This is a genomic window from Candidatus Avelusimicrobium sp. (assembly GCF_056976295.1).
The window spans coordinates 63,185-76,892 of sequence record NZ_DBMCTG010000005.1 but is presented as its reverse complement, the minus strand read 5'-3'; the positions used below and the strand labels follow the sequence as shown (position 1 = coordinate 76,892).

Here is a 13,708-nt window from a genome sequence, read left to right as displayed (position 1 = left end):
GGTACAAGCCCGGGCAAATGCTTTTTATCAGTTTTATAACTTCTTTTGCCGAAGTGTTCCTTTGTAGAAGGGTTCCTCACACTCACCAGCATATAAAAAACCCTTTTCTTCATAATACGCATTAATTTTTTTTGCTCCGGTCCTACAATCAAGCCGCAAAAATTGCTTTTTTAGTTCCCGCGCCTTCATTTCAGCCCAGTATAAAAATTCAGCACCGGCCCCCGGTTTATCCACCGCCGAGGCCAAGTTATGTACATACCACGCGGGGGCTTTTTCATAATCTTGCCAACGCGGATCCTCATCCAGCAAAACGGCCGAAGCCACCAACCGGGAAGCCTCAAAAAGCCCCCACAACCGGCCCAGACGGGCGGCATTGTCAAAATAAGCCAAATTGTAGCGGGATAAATAATGCGAGCGCGCCCATTGTTCAATTCTCTTGGTTTCCAACCACAATACACGCTGCTCCACCAAGGCTAATGCCAATACGGCTTTTGCCGGAGATATCTGCATAAAAGAAATTGTCATATAACTATTATACTTTTTAGCAAGAAAGATAAATATTTGACACATTACTCCCTATATGTTATGATATGAGTGTTCTAGAAAGAGCGGCTTGGCAACAAGCCGCTCTTTCCATAATAAGGCTCTACAAAAGGAGTAAATATGAGAGACCCCAAAACCATTGAAGAAACCGTAGCCCGCGCACTTGCCCAGCAAGACGTGGAACTGGTGGATTTAATTATCCAAAACCAAGGAAGAAAGAAACTTTTACAGTTTTTCGTAGATAAAACCGGCGGCGTAACGCTGGATGACTGCGGCGAACTGACCGACAAAATTGATTCCATTTTGGAAATGGAAAACTTGATTGACGGCGCTTATATTTTGGAGGTATCCTCCCCCGGAGTGCAGCGCGTACTGAAAAAGCCCGAACACTTTAAACGCTTCGTGGGCCAACGGGCCAAAGTTGTGCTTAAAATACCGTTGGAAGGCCGCGGCAGTTTTACGGGCGTTATCGCCTCGGCGGAAGACGACCACTTTGTGCTTGATGACGGAACCAACCAGTTCCGCTTCGCGTACGACAATATCAAGAAGGCCAATTTGGACCCGGTCCTTGAATTTTAACCCCGCTGCGGTATTAAACCGAGCAAAAAGGAGATTATCAAAATGGAAGGAAGTGCAAAAGATTTAGTGTTAGCGTTAGAAGGTTTGGAAAGAGAAAAGAATATCAAACGCGAAGACATTTTAAAAACGATTGAAGATGCCTTGGTGTCCGCCTTGCGCAAAAACTTGGGCAAAACCGCCCAGATTTCAGCCAAAATTGATGTAGAAAGCGGCTCCATTAAAGCCTTTCAAACGCTAAATGTGGTGGAAGTAGTAACCAACCCGGAAATGGAAATTGACGTGGAAGGAGCAAAAAAATACTTAAAGGCCCCCAAAGCCGGCGACGTGGTAACGATTACCTTGGAAGTGGAAGATTTCTCCCGCATTGCGGCGCAAATTGCCAAACAAGTGTTAATTCAAAAAGTCCGCGGCATTGAACGCGACAATTTCTACAAAGAATTTAAACCCCGCGAAGGCGAAGTAATCACAGGCTCCGTGCGCCGCTTCTCCGACCGCGACATTATCGTAGATTTAGGCAAAGTAGAAGCCATTTTGCCGTATTGCGAACAAATCAAAAAGGAACGCTATGTAAACGGTTCCCGCGTAAAAGCCATTATTGCCAAGGTGCTCAACCAAAATGATTTGGCCAATATCGGCGACGACCCGGTGCTCTCCCGCTACAAATCGGCCGCGTTCAAAATGGATAAAGGACAACGCGGGCCTTACGTTATTTTATCCCGCGCCAACGGTAAATTCTTGGAAGAACTTTTTAAAGTGGAAGTACCCGAAATCAACGAAGGCATTGTGGAAATCAAAAACGTACAGAGAGACCCCGGTTTCCGCGCCAAAGTAATGGTGTCCAGCATTGACAGCAAAATTGACCCTATCGGTACTTGCGTAGGTATGCGCGGTATCCGCATCCGCGCGGTAATGAACGAACTATCCGGCGAACGCATTGACCTGATCAACTATTCTGACGATATTTCCACCGTCATTATGAACTCGCTGGCCCCGGCTAAGGCAGACTTTGTAAAAATTGAAAGCCTCACCGAAAAGAAGGCCACCGTTATTGTGCCGGATGACCAGTTGGCTATCGCCATTGGGAAAGATTGGCAAAATATTAAACTGGCCTCCAAACTGACAGGTTGGAACCTGGAAGTAAAGAGCGAATCCCAAAAGGCAAAAGAAGGCAAAGAAGCCACTGCCGCCGTACAGGCCACCTTGGCAGATGTAGAAGGTATCGGCCCCAAAATGGCGGAAGTATTGCAAAAATCCGGCTTTACAACCGTAGAACAAATCGCCGAACTTGATGTGGAACACTTGTCCACGGTTCAGGGCATCGGCGAAAAAACAGCCGCAAAGATTATTGAGGGCGCTAAAAAATATTTAGCGGACAAGTCCACACAGGAGGAAACTAATGACGACAAAGAAAACAACTAATACCGACGAAGAATCCTCCGCCAAGAAGAAAACGGCTGTAAAAAAGACAACTGCCAAAAAAGCAACCGCCAAAACGACGGCTGCCAAAAAAACTACGGCTAAAAAAACGTCCGCAAAAGCGACTGCCGCCAAAAAGACGGCAGTTAAAAAAACGCACGCAAAAACAACGGTTAAAAAACCGGCCGTCAAACCCGTTACCGAAGAGGTAAAAACGGAAAAGGAACAGACAGTACCGGTTCAACCGGCGGCGGCAGCAAAACCTGCTACCCAACCGCAAGAGCAAAAGGCTGTCAATATGCCAAAACCGGCCCCTGTCGCTCCCGCGCCGAAGCCTGTGCCAGTAACCCCGGCCCCGAAAGCGGCCCCGGTACAGCAGCCTGCGCCCCAAAACCGTCCGCAGGAAAAACACCCGAAGGAAAGCCGCCCGCAGGGTCCGAGACACGGACACCATCATCATCAAGCGCCCGTGCAAGAGGCTCCGACCAAAGACCCGAAGGTTATCCGCATTGTAGGCCAACCGACGGTAAAAGAATTGGCCGAAAAGATGAACATCAAAACAAATGATTTTATCAAAAAGTTAATGATGATGGGCATCTTCGCCACGATTAACCAGCGGTTGGAAAAAGATATGTTGGAACTGATTGTGGACGAGTGTGGCTTTAAAGCGGAACTGGCGGAAGAAGATTTAAGCAAAGAAACCGTCGCGCTTATGGAAACGCCGGACGACCCGGCATCCTTAAAGCCCAGAAGCCCCGTTATTACCATTATGGGCCACGTGGACCACGGTAAGACGAGCCTTTTGGATGCTATCCGCAAATCTAACGTTGTTGCGGGTGAAGCGGGCGCTATCACACAGCACATTGGCGCGTACCGCGTAACCACTCCGCGCGGCACACTGACGTTTTTAGACACGCCCGGACACGAAGCCTTTACGGCAATGCGTGCCCGCGGTGCCCAGGCCACGGATATTGTGGTGCTCGTGGTGTCCGCCACAGACGGTATTATGCCGCAGACCATTGAGGCTATGGAACACGCCAAAGCCGCCGGCGCGCCTATCATTGTGGCAATCAACAAAATTGACTTGCCAGGTGCCAATCCGGACCGCGTCAAGCAAGACTTGTCCGCCCGCGGGCTGGTGCCCGAAGAGTGGCAGGGAAACACCATTTATGTGGAAATTTCAGCCAAAAAGAACATCAATATTGATAAACTCTTGGAAATGATTTCCTTGCAGGCCGAAATGATGGAACTGAAAGCCAACCCGGACCGCCCGGGCGTGGGTGTCATTTTGGAAAGCAAACGCGATAATAAACGCGGTGTCGTGGCAACCGTGCTGGTACAAAAAGGCACAATGAAAATAGGCGACCCGTTTATCGTGGGGACCAACTACGGCCGTATCCGCGCGCTGATTGACGAAAATTCCCAACGCTACCAAAAAATCGGGCCAAGCGTTCCGGCTGAAATTTTAGGTATCAACGGAGAACCGCCGCAAGTGGGCGACACGCTCTACATTATGGACAGCGAAAAGGAAGCCCGCTATGCCGCCGAAAAACGTAAACTGGCGCAGAAGGAAGACTCCCAAGCCCACCGCAAACAAGTTTCGTTAATGAACTTGGCGCAAAAGGACGAAAACGGAAACCGCGTTAAAAAGTTAAGCCTTATTTTAAAGGCTGACGTACAAGGCTCTATTGAGGCTATCAAAGACGCGCTCCTGCGTATTCCGTCGGACGAAGTGGAATTGGATATTATCCTCTCCGCTCCGGGCAATATCAACGAGTCCGATATTCTGCTGGCTAAGGCCAGTAACGCGGTGGTAATCGGTTTCCACGTGGATGTAGAAAACAAGGCCCACGCCGAAGCCGAGCGCGAAGGCATTGAAATCCGCCTTTACACCATTATCTTTGAACTGCTGGAAGATATCAAAGCCGCGATGGAAGGCTTATTAGAACCCGATGTGGTGGAAACGGTTGTAGGTACAGCCACCATTAAAAAGGTAATGAAACTCAGTTCCGGCTTAATTTCCGGCTCTCTCGTAGATAGTGGCAAAGTAGTACGCGGCTACGAAGTACGCATCAAACGCAACGGCGAAGAAGTGGGCCACGGCAAAATTGGTGGCTTAAAACGCTTCAAAGACGATGTAAAGGAAGTGGAAAAAGGATATGAGTGCGGTATTTTGATTGAAGGGTTCAAAGGCGTAGCCGAAGGCGACGTAATTGAATGCTTCCGCAAAGATAACGTAACGCGCAGAATTAAGATGTAAGATTAATTCAAGCGCAAGCCGCAATTATCGTTTAAGCATTGAAGCCCTGCCCTTTGGCGGGGCTTTTCTATGCACGCGGATTGTAACGCGCAGAATTAAGATGTAAGATTAATTCAAGCGCAATCCGCAAATATCGTTTAAGCATTGAAGCCCTGCCCTTTGGCGGGGCTTTTCTATGAACGCGGATTGTAACGCGCAGAATTAAGATGTAAGATTAATTCAAGCGCAAGCCGCAATTATCATTTAAGCAGAGAAGCCCTGCCCTTTGGCGGGGCTTCTCTGCAAATCTCCAAGCGAAAAATTCGGGAGTTCTTATGCCTAAATTTTTCCCCAAACTCTGCTATAATGTAATTATGAAGAAATTATTTTTTATCTTTACAGTTTTATTTTCGTTGGTGGCCTGCCACACTGCTCCCCAAACGGCAGACAACCAATACCCCCAAAACCGTACCTTAATTATTTTTTATGATGCCCAAGTAGGCAAGGAGCCGCTTTTTAAGGCTGCACAAAAATACGGCTCTGAAATTCTATATGATTATAAAAATTTAAACGGCGCCGCCGTGCGCGTGCCGGATAACAAAACGCCCGCCAAGGCCATTAAATATTACAAAAGAGTGCCGGGCGTACTATCCGCGGAAATGGACAAACGGGCTTATTTAATGTAAAAGCCCCGGTTACTTTACCCAAGCCTAAATATTTACTAAAATATATCAATGAAGCCTTTTCCTATTATTGTTTCTTCGCCCTCTGGGGCAGGCAAAACTACGATTGTAGATGCGGTCTTAAAACGCGACACATCTGTCTCGCGCGTGATTACCGCCACCACCCGTGCACCGAGAACCGGCGAAAAAAACGGTGTGGACTACCACTTTTGGACGATTAAACAATTTGAGCAGGCAATTAAAAAAGGCCAAATGTTGGAGTGGGCCCAAGTGCATACGCACTATTACGGAATTCCCAAAAAATCGGTAGATGACCTGATGAAGAAAGGCATTTGCCCCATTTTGGTTATTGACGTGCAAGGCGCACGCACCGTAAAAGCCCAATACCCGAACGCGGCCACCGTCTTTATCGTTCCACCGAGTTTAAAAGAACTCAAAAACCGCATTTTGCGCCGTAACGACAATACGCAGGATATTGAAATCCGCTTAGAAACGGCAAAAAAAGAAATGCAGGAACTGGACCGTTACGACTATGCGTTGCTCAACGATGAACTGGCGGAGGCCGTGGATAAAATGGCCGGAATTGTAGCCGCGGAACAATGCCGCGTATGCAGACAAGATTTAAAAATTAAAAATCTAAAATAAAACTTGCGAGGGATAATATGTCTTTTAAAAACGACAAAGAATTTGATGCCAAACTTATGAACTTTGACGGCGACCGCTACGACGTAGTCGTCTTGGCATCTATGTGGGCCAAAGAACTCAAAAAGAAAGACGAATACAAACATCAGCCCAACGCCGTCGTTATCAAAGTGGCGCTGGACGACATTTTGTCCAACCGCGTTTCCAAAGAAGAAGTTTTAACCGTGAGCAAGAAAAACCTGGAAGCCGAACTCAAAGCCCAGGAAGAAGCCCGTAAAGAAGCGGAACGCAAAGCCAAAGAACCGATGAAACTGTAATATGGCCCAGGATTCGCTGCGCCGGTTGGCAGGAGAACTGCGACGTTTTATTGCCAATCAGGAAGAAGACGAATTTATTTTAACGGCCGCGCCACAGCGCGCGGCCGATATTTTACCGTCTGCATCCGTTCAGCCTGCTGCGCAGGAAGCCTTGCCCAAAATGCCGGAGGGCGAAACTTTAACCGTGGAATTTACCCGCAAGCCTAAAAGCATTACCCCCTCTGCGGCGGTTGAGGTTCAGCCGACCGCCGAAACCGGCCAAGCGGCCGACAGCCAAATCTCTTTATCTGGGAGCCTTATGACCACCGCCCAAAAAACAACCGCTTTGGCCGAACTGGCCGAAACAATTAAATCCTGCACCCGTTGTCCGCTGGGATCCTCGCGCTTAAACGCGGTACCCGGGGAAGGAAATGTAGATGCCGACCTAATGTTTGTGGGAGAAGGCCCCGGTTTTGACGAAGACCGCCAAGGCCGCCCGTTTGTAGGCCGCGCGGGGCAATTATTGGATAAAATGATTGCCGCTATGGGGTTAAAACGGGAGCAGGTATTTATTGCCAATATTGCAAAATGCCACCCAATGACGGACCCTCTCCATCCCGAAAAGCACGGCAACGACCGCGCCCCCAATGCCGAAGAAATCGCCTGCTGCCGCAAATATATTGAAAAACAGATTTCCATTATCTGCCCCAAATATGTCGTTGCGTTGGGAGGAGTGTCTGCCAAAGCACTTATTGCGGACGCAAAATCTTTGGGTGCCTTGCGCGGCAAATTTTATGATTTACATTTAGACAGCGTAACCTTGCCCCGCCCCGTTAAAATATTGGCCACGTTCCACCCCGCCGCCCTCTTGCGCAACCCCGGGTGGAAAAAAGATGCGTGGCTGGACCTGCAAATGGTAATGGCGGAACTGGGCTTAAAGAGCGCCGCCAAATAACCCCTTATGTATTGCAAAGTTGTTTTTGACGTACCGCTGGACCGCGATTTTGACTACCTGGTGCCTGATGAATTGGCTGCAAAGGCTGTTCCCGGTGTGCGCGTAACGGCTCCGTTCGGGCGGATTTTAACGGGAGGTATGATTGTATCTGTAAGCGAGGTCCGTACCGCACCCGAAGATATGAAATTAAAAGAAATTGTCTCCGTGGTAGATGAACGCCCTTTGTTTGGCTCCGATTTATTTCCGTTAGCCCGTTTTATGAAAACGCACTGGGGCTGTCCTATTGGACAAATCCTTTTTTCGCTTATTCCCCCCCAACCTTATTTTAAAGTAGATAATTCCCCTGTTTCTATACATATTGATATAAAAACACCGGCTTTTACACTGACTTCTTCCCAAGAGAACGCTTTAAAAACTATCCGGGCATTCCCCGCCTATGAGTTTCACCCCGTGCTTTTTAACGGGCCTGCATACACCGGCAAAACAGAAGCGGTGCTACGCTTGGCAGGCGACGTATTGGCCGGCTATGGGCAAACTTTAATTACTGTACCCGATATTGCGGCCGCACGGCAGTTCATAGCGGAGGCCGAAACGCGCTTTGGTGCAAATAATGTATTTTGCTGGCACAGCCGGATGCTTTTATCCAAAAAGAAAAAGTATTTTTCCGCCATTTCCAACGGACTCCCCTGTGTGGTAATTTCTACACGTTCCGGGGCCTTATTACCCTTTAAAAACCTGCGTCTGGCTGCCGTTTTGGACGAAGGTGATGACAATTACAAGCAAGAGGAAAATAAACCTTATTACCATTTACGCGATTTATTAATGTTCCGCGCACAAGCGCACGGGGCGGTGTTGGTTTTTGCCTCTGCCACACCGAGCGCGGAAATGCTTAAAATGGTACAAAAGAAACAAGTTTTGCAAATTCCGTTTACCGGGGCTGTACCGGGGCATCATTTTTCCCCTCAAATTAAAATCACCGATAAAAAAGGCGAAAAAAGCCGCTTTCTATCCGACTTTTTGGTCCGCCAACTGACCGAAAACCTGCAAAAAAAAGAAACTTCTCTTTTAATTTTAAACCGTCGGGGCTACTCTACGGCTTACTATTGTTTAAACTGCGGCTCTTATGCTAAATGTAAAAAGTGCGGTGCCATTTTATCACGCGAAAACACCCCCGAACACGGAGACCGTTTAGTCTGCAAAAAATGCGGGCACACCGAAAGTTTACAGCAAGAGTGCCCCCAGTGCCACAACCTGATTTTTAAATCACGCGGCGGAGGCACGCAAAAAATCGTTACCGAAGTACAAAAACTCTTTCCCAAGGCTAAACTTTTGCGCCTGGATTCTGACACTTTAAAAACAAAAGCGGGGCAAGGCTTTGAAGCATTAAATGCGCTAAAAACCGGAAATGCAGACATTATTGTCGGCACACGCCTGGCCTCCGGCGCGTTACGCGGGGCCAAAGTTACATTAGCCGCCGTATTGGACGCGGAATTGGAACTGGACGGCCCGGATTTTCGCGCTTCCGAAAAATACGGTCAAATGCTCTTTGGCTTACGCGGGCATTTGTCGGGAGTTCCTGACGGAAGGTTAATCGTCCAAGCCGCCGACAAAGAAGCCTACGACTATTCCCCCCTCTTATCCGGCGATTATAGCCAAACCGCAGAAACAGAACTGCTTTTGCGCGAAAGTTTTTCCTATCCGCCCTACACGCACCTAATTAAAGTGCTTATCAAAGCCAAAGATACAACCCTGTTAAACACCGAAACAGCCAAAATCAAACGCTTGGGGCATACCCGCGCCATAGAGGTATTAGGCCCGGTGTGGTGCGCCAAAAAAACGGACGTATTAAAAAAGCAGTATTTACTGTTTAAAACGGACGAAGCGCGCTGGCTTGATTTATTGGCGGTGCTGGATTCCTACACTCCCGCAAAAAAAGTTACAATAAAAGTAGCAGCAGACCCGTACGATTTTTATTAAGGAGTTTTTATGGACTGGAAACATTACTTTCGTTTTGCCCCGCGCGCCAACCGCCTAGAATTTGCCTGCGTGGGAGCCTTGTGGCAGGGTTTAGGCTTGATTTCCCTTGTTTTGCAAACGCTTGTGTTGGGAAATTCTGCTTCGCTTTCAGCCGGAGCGTTGTTTTCAAGTTTGCTGTTAAGTCTTGCGCAACTTGCCCTTAGTATCTTGATGGCTTGGTTGGCTTTTGCTTCGTTTTCGCGCCGCCTGCACGATATGAATTTATCCGCCTGGTGGATTGCCGGATACATTATCCCCGTAACAGGAGTATCCCTTTTCTTTCAAGAAAAATGGTGGCTGTTTACGCTTTTGGGGCTTATAGTTTGGCTCTTTTTGTGCTTTAAAAAAGGCTCTCCGGACGAAAACCGCTTCGGCTCTGTAACCGTGCGCAGGCAAGCAAAGAAACCGTTATTAATAGTTTTTGCGGTTTTAGGTTTATTGTTTGCGTTGGGACAAACATTTTATTCCCGCTGTGTGCTGATGCCGCGCGCATTGGCCGTTACGCAACAAATGCAATTTAAATAGGAGAATTACACTATGGGCTTTTTCGGAAGATTACCAAGACTTGGCTATTTGCTCCGGTTATGTATTATCAGCATATTTTACGCGCTTGGCGGCCTGCTCGTTCACTTGGCATTGCCCGGAGAGGGAACATCGCTCTTGGGCCTAATTTGTCTTTTTTTGGGGAGCGGTTTTGTGCTTTTGGCACTTCTGCTGTGGTGGTTTGCCACCGTGCGGCGGTTTCACGATATGAATTTATCCGGCTGGTGGTTTATTTTGGCTATCCTTTTTCCTCCTTTTGTTACGCTGGTGCTGTGTTTTTGGCCGGGCACACGCGGATATAACCGTTTCGGCTCGCCTTGGTATTAACCTTTTCCGTCCGGCCCTGATTACCGGACGGTTTTAGTTTGTATATGGTAAAATATAGAAGATAACCCGTTTTTATATTATGGAGAAAACAATGACTTTGGAAGAACAAATAAACTTTTTAACGCGCGGCTGTGTGGATGTTGTGTCCAAGGCGGACCTCGCAAAAAAATTAGAAAGCGGCAAAACCTTAAAAGTAAAACTCGGCTGCGACCCAACCTCCGCCGACCTGCACTTGGGGCACAGCGTGGCCCTTTCTCTCTTACGCAGATTTCAAGATTTAGGCCATAAAGCAGTTCTCGTTATCGGCGATTTTACCGCCGCGGTGGGCGACCCTTCCGGCCGCGATTCCACCCGCCCGGTTTTACCGCGTGAAAAAATTTTAGAAAACGCCAAAACCTATACCGAGCAGGCCTTTAAAGTATTGGACCCGTCCAAAACCGAAATCCGTTTCAACAGCGAGTGGCTGGACCCTTTCGTAAGCGGGAAAGATTTACTCCAAACTTTGCAAAAAGTAACCGTAGCCCAGGTGCTGGAACGCGACGATTTCAAAAAACGTATGGCTTCGGGCAGTCCTATCAGCCTGCTGGAAGTATTGTACAGTTTGTTCCAAGGGCAGGACTCCGTTGCTTTGCAAGCCGACGTAGAATTGGGCGGAACGGACCAAATTTTTAACCTGTTGGTGGGCCGCCAACTGCAAAAGAACAACGGGCAGGAACCGCAGGTAGCCATTACGGTACCGCTACTCGTGGGGTTGGACGGTGTAAAGAAGATGTCCAAATCCTACGGCAACTATGTGGGTTTAAACGACGAACCGAATGATATGTTTGGCAAATTAATGTCTATTCCCGACGAATTAATGCCAATGTACTATGAACTTTTAACGTCCGAAAATATGGACGAAATAAAAGCAATGCACCCGATGTCCGCCAAAAAGAAATTAGCCGGCATTATGGTTACGCGTTTCCACGGAGAGGAAGCAGCCAAGGCCGCTTTGGAAAACTTTGAAAAGGTATTCTCCAAAAAGGAACTTCCTACGGATATGCCCGAATTTAAAGCCGAGGACGGCGCGCTTCTTTCCGCCATTATTTTTGCGGCGGGCGCGGCGCAAAGCAAAAACAAAGCCCGCGGACTCATTGAACAAGGTGCGGTACGTTTAAAAGGCGAAAAAGTCCCGCAGGACGGGCCGCTGCATTTTGAAACTGGTGATGTATTGCAAGTGGGCAAGCGCCATTTCTTTAAATTGGTTAAATAATGAAAAAATTCCTCTTGCTTTTAATCTTGTTTTTCTGCCTGGTAATCGGTGGTTGCTGGGCAGTAAAAACTTGTTTTTTAAGCAAGGGGAAATTAGTTGTAGTAACCATTGAACCGGGCGCAAGCGGTTCTTCCGTAGCGCGAACCCTCCAAGAAAAGGGCATTATCAAAAGCCAATTTTTCTTTAAATTAATTTTGCGCCTGACTTCTTCCGCGCGAGACTTAAAGGCCGGGCGCTTTGATTTGCGGGAAAACACCTCGTCCTTTGAAGTTATCAACTGCATTAAAAGCGGCAAATGCACCCACTACGAAAAAATAACTGTTTTGGAAGGGTGGCGAAGCGAAGAAATCGCAGAAGCATTAGCCGAACGCAACATTACGGACCCGCACGCATTTTTGGATATCGTGCGCCAAAAAGATTTAGAAGGCTATTTATTCCCCTCCACTTATTTATTCGCCGAAAATACCCCGGCCCAAAAGGTGGTGGACGAAATGTTACAACAGTACCGCAACCACATTTCTCCGCTTTTTAAACAATACAAAACGGACTTAACCGAAAAGCAAGTGTTGACGGTAGCCTCCATTGTGGAGCGGGAAGCCATTGTGCACGACGAACGCCCCAAAATTGCGGCGGTGTACTTAAACCGTTTCCGCATCGGCAAACGGTTGGAAGCCGACCCAACCGTGCAATATGCGCTGGGCTTTAATTTAAGAGAAAACCGCTATTGGAAAAAAGGCCTGACCTATTCGGACCTGAAAACAAAGTCCCCGTACAATACTTACCGCAACGCGGGGTTGCCCCCGGGGCCGATTTGTAATCCAAGCAAAGAATCCGTACTGGGTGTACTTAACCCGCAAGCCGGCTTTGAAGCGCTCTACTTTGTGGCAGACCACGGCGGGCGGCACGTTTTTTCCCGCACGTTTGATGAGCACCGCGCCCATATCCGCCGAATCCGCGGCAAATAATTTGCCTTTACAAACCTCCCCTGCAAGTGCTACGATACCCAAAAGGGATACTTTCCCGGGGGAGCGTACTATGCAAAAAGCAAAATTACTTAAAATTTACGTCAGCAGCACGGACACGATTAATCACGTTCCGCTCTACGAAATTATTGCCAAAAAAGCGCAAGAATTTGGACTGGAAGGTGCCACCGCGCACCGCGCAATGCTCGGGTTTGGGCCAAGCACCAAACTGCGCTCGGCGCATTTTTTGGAACTGGTGGAAAAATACCCGGTGCTTATTGAAATGGTGGACGAGCCTGGCAAAATTGACAAGTTTGCCAAGACTATTGAACCGGTATTAAACAGCCAACCCAAGGGGTGCTTAATGTTGGTGCAAGACATTGAGGTTTTATTTAAAAAGCACGGCACCAAGGCCCAATAGGACTGCGGACGGCGTGCTGCGCGTCGCCACTTCTCCGCGCCCTTTTGATTAATGGAGCCACACTGTTTTTGTAAGATTGCAAACTAAAAAAACGGCAGTTCCCGGGGAGAAACACGCCGGGATGACAACAAACAGCCCATTAGGCAACCGCCACTTTACCCACAAAAAACGCCCCGATACTGAATTGTACCGGGGCGTTTTTTCAAGTTGCTAGCAAAACTATTTGATTACGCCATCTGTAGAACCGTTAGAAATAGATTTGCAAATGGCGTTTACCGTAGTACCGTCTTTGGCAGAAGTACATTTGCGGCTAATAACGCCGGCTGCCGTAATGCTCAAAGTAATGGCATATTGGTTATCGCCAGAGGTCAACACCGTGCCATTGTTGGCGCGTTCCGCCACCGCAGAAAAAGTGGAAGAAGTACCCGCAACCGTGGCCGGATTGGTAATCGTCAATTTAAAGTTCTTCGTGTTAATCGTATTGACAGAGGTAGAAGTTACCCCCGGCAACTGAATATCCAACAGGCTCAAATCGCCCGTATAACTGCCCGTGCTCATTTTATAAATTTCTTCGGCGTTGGCCAAGTTACCCAAGAGGGTAATGGCTTCCGTCGCGCGGGATTTTTCCACCGCTTTGGTGTATTGCGGCAACGCCACAGCGGACAGAATCCCAATAATCAACACTACTACCAAAAGTTCAATTAACGTGAAACCTTTATTCATAATATTCTCCTATTGTTCTTTGTGCGCCCAAACGCGCTACTTAAATAGTTTAGATATATTTTAACACAATTTCAAGTATTTTCTTTCCCCGAAAAGCAAAATGCTATAATA

At 47.8% G+C, this 13,708-nt stretch carries 15 protein-coding genes; 13 read left to right on the top strand and 2 right to left on the bottom strand.

What is annotated here, in order from left to right:
- Window positions 1–33: 33 nt before the first annotated feature.
- On the bottom strand, window positions 34–525 hold the full coding sequence (locus ACZOTW_RS03445) for a hypothetical protein (protein WP_483997492.1): 492 nt from the start codon (window positions 523–525) through the stop codon (window positions 34–36).
- A gap of 138 nt (window positions 526–663) precedes the next feature.
- Between ACZOTW_RS03445 and ACZOTW_RS03440 the strand changes: the two genes are divergently transcribed.
- The 13 genes from ACZOTW_RS03440 (at window position 664) to ACZOTW_RS03380 (ending at window position 12,874) form a co-directional block, all read left to right on the top strand.
- Entirely contained in the window at window positions 664–1,122 is a 459-nt protein-coding gene (locus ACZOTW_RS03440; RefSeq protein WP_428046561.1) for a ribosome maturation factor RimP, read from the top strand.
- 42 nt (window positions 1,123–1,164) lie between these two features.
- The gene (gene nusA / locus ACZOTW_RS03435; RefSeq protein ID WP_177747149.1) at window positions 1,165–2,541 is read left to right on the top strand and encodes a transcription termination/antitermination protein NusA; all 1,377 of its coding nucleotides are present in this window, start codon (window positions 1,165–1,167) and stop codon (window positions 2,539–2,541) included.
- A complete protein-coding gene (gene infB, locus ACZOTW_RS03430; RefSeq protein ID WP_483997491.1) occupies window positions 2,519–4,798 on the top strand; it encodes a translation initiation factor IF-2 in 2,280 nt (759 codons plus the stop codon). The genes nusA and infB overlap by 23 nt, the downstream gene beginning before the upstream one ends.
- A gap of 353 nt (window positions 4,799–5,151) precedes the next feature.
- On the top strand, window positions 5,152–5,463 hold the full coding sequence (locus ACZOTW_RS03425) for a S8 family serine peptidase (protein ID WP_483997490.1): 312 nt from the start codon (window positions 5,152–5,154) through the stop codon (window positions 5,461–5,463).
- Between the two features lie 48 nt (window positions 5,464–5,511).
- The gene (gene gmk / locus ACZOTW_RS03420; RefSeq protein ID WP_428038329.1) at window positions 5,512–6,105 is read left to right on the top strand and encodes a guanylate kinase; all 594 of its coding nucleotides are present in this window, start codon (window positions 5,512–5,514) and stop codon (window positions 6,103–6,105) included.
- A gap of 17 nt (window positions 6,106–6,122) precedes the next feature.
- A complete protein-coding gene (locus tag ACZOTW_RS03415) occupies window positions 6,123–6,419 on the top strand; it encodes a hypothetical protein (protein WP_177747162.1) in 297 nt (98 codons plus the stop codon).
- Window position 6,420: 1 nt separating this feature from the next.
- Window positions 6,421–7,353, top strand: coding sequence for a uracil-DNA glycosylase (locus ACZOTW_RS03410; RefSeq protein WP_483997489.1), 933 nt, complete (start codon window positions 6,421–6,423; stop codon window positions 7,351–7,353).
- Between the two features lie 6 nt (window positions 7,354–7,359).
- Window positions 7,360–9,330 carry a replication restart helicase PriA gene (priA, locus tag ACZOTW_RS03405; protein WP_483997488.1) on the top strand — a complete coding sequence of 657 codons (1,971 nt, stop codon included), beginning with the start codon at window positions 7,360–7,362 and terminating at the stop codon, window positions 9,328–9,330.
- A 9-nt stretch (window positions 9,331–9,339) separates the two neighbouring features.
- The gene (locus ACZOTW_RS03400; protein ID WP_483997487.1) at window positions 9,340–9,894 is read left to right on the top strand and encodes a DUF805 domain-containing protein; all 555 of its coding nucleotides are present in this window, start codon (window positions 9,340–9,342) and stop codon (window positions 9,892–9,894) included.
- 12 nt (window positions 9,895–9,906) lie between these two features.
- Complete coding sequence (locus ACZOTW_RS03395) at window positions 9,907–10,239, top strand: DUF805 domain-containing protein (protein ID WP_177747171.1); 333 nt, start codon at window positions 9,907–9,909, stop codon at window positions 10,237–10,239.
- A gap of 91 nt (window positions 10,240–10,330) precedes the next feature.
- Window positions 10,331–11,491, top strand: coding sequence for a tyrosine--tRNA ligase (tyrS, locus tag ACZOTW_RS03390; RefSeq protein WP_483997486.1), 1,161 nt, complete (start codon window positions 10,331–10,333; stop codon window positions 11,489–11,491).
- Window positions 11,491–12,456, top strand: a complete 966-nt coding sequence (mltG, locus tag ACZOTW_RS03385) for an endolytic transglycosylase MltG (RefSeq protein ID WP_428045862.1) — start codon at window positions 11,491–11,493, stop codon at window positions 12,454–12,456. Before tyrS ends, mltG begins: the two co-directional genes overlap by 1 nt.
- Before the next feature lie 70 nt (window positions 12,457–12,526).
- Window positions 12,527–12,874, top strand: coding sequence for a DUF190 domain-containing protein (locus tag ACZOTW_RS03380; RefSeq protein WP_177747182.1), 348 nt, complete (start codon window positions 12,527–12,529; stop codon window positions 12,872–12,874).
- A gap of 219 nt (window positions 12,875–13,093) precedes the next feature.
- On the opposite strand, the gene ACZOTW_RS03375 is transcribed toward ACZOTW_RS03380, so the two are convergent.
- Complete coding sequence (locus tag ACZOTW_RS03375; protein WP_483997485.1) at window positions 13,094–13,597, bottom strand: type IV pilin protein; 504 nt, start codon at window positions 13,595–13,597, stop codon at window positions 13,094–13,096.
- Window positions 13,598–13,708 lie beyond the last annotated feature (111 nt).

Coding starts and splice junctions, on each gene's coding strand:
- priA (WP_483997488.1), top strand. CDS start 7,360: ATGTATTGCAAAGTTGTTTTTGACGTACCGCTGGACCGCGATTTTGAC.
- ACZOTW_RS03440 (WP_428046561.1), top strand. CDS start 664: ATGAGAGACCCCAAAACCATTGAAGAAACCGTAGCCCGCGCACTTGCC.
- ACZOTW_RS03425 (WP_483997490.1), top strand. CDS start 5,152: ATGAAGAAATTATTTTTTATCTTTACAGTTTTATTTTCGTTGGTGGCC.
- ACZOTW_RS03380 (WP_177747182.1), top strand. CDS start 12,527: ATGCAAAAAGCAAAATTACTTAAAATTTACGTCAGCAGCACGGACACG.
- ACZOTW_RS03395 (WP_177747171.1), top strand. CDS start 9,907: ATGGGCTTTTTCGGAAGATTACCAAGACTTGGCTATTTGCTCCGGTTA.
- ACZOTW_RS03410 (WP_483997489.1), top strand. CDS start 6,421: ATGGCCCAGGATTCGCTGCGCCGGTTGGCAGGAGAACTGCGACGTTTT.
- infB (WP_483997491.1), top strand. CDS start 2,519: ATGACGACAAAGAAAACAACTAATACCGACGAAGAATCCTCCGCCAAG.
- ACZOTW_RS03400 (WP_483997487.1), top strand. CDS start 9,340: ATGGACTGGAAACATTACTTTCGTTTTGCCCCGCGCGCCAACCGCCTA.
- nusA (WP_177747149.1), top strand. CDS start 1,165: ATGGAAGGAAGTGCAAAAGATTTAGTGTTAGCGTTAGAAGGTTTGGAA.
- ACZOTW_RS03375 (WP_483997485.1), bottom strand. CDS start 13,597: ATGAATAAAGGTTTCACGTTAATTGAACTTTTGGTAGTAGTGTTGATT.
- ACZOTW_RS03445 (WP_483997492.1), bottom strand. CDS start 525: ATGACAATTTCTTTTATGCAGATATCTCCGGCAAAAGCCGTATTGGCA.
- gmk (WP_428038329.1), top strand. CDS start 5,512: ATGAAGCCTTTTCCTATTATTGTTTCTTCGCCCTCTGGGGCAGGCAAA.
- ACZOTW_RS03415 (WP_177747162.1), top strand. CDS start 6,123: ATGTCTTTTAAAAACGACAAAGAATTTGATGCCAAACTTATGAACTTT.
- mltG (WP_428045862.1), top strand. CDS start 11,491: ATGAAAAAATTCCTCTTGCTTTTAATCTTGTTTTTCTGCCTGGTAATC.
- tyrS (WP_483997486.1), top strand. CDS start 10,331: ATGACTTTGGAAGAACAAATAAACTTTTTAACGCGCGGCTGTGTGGAT.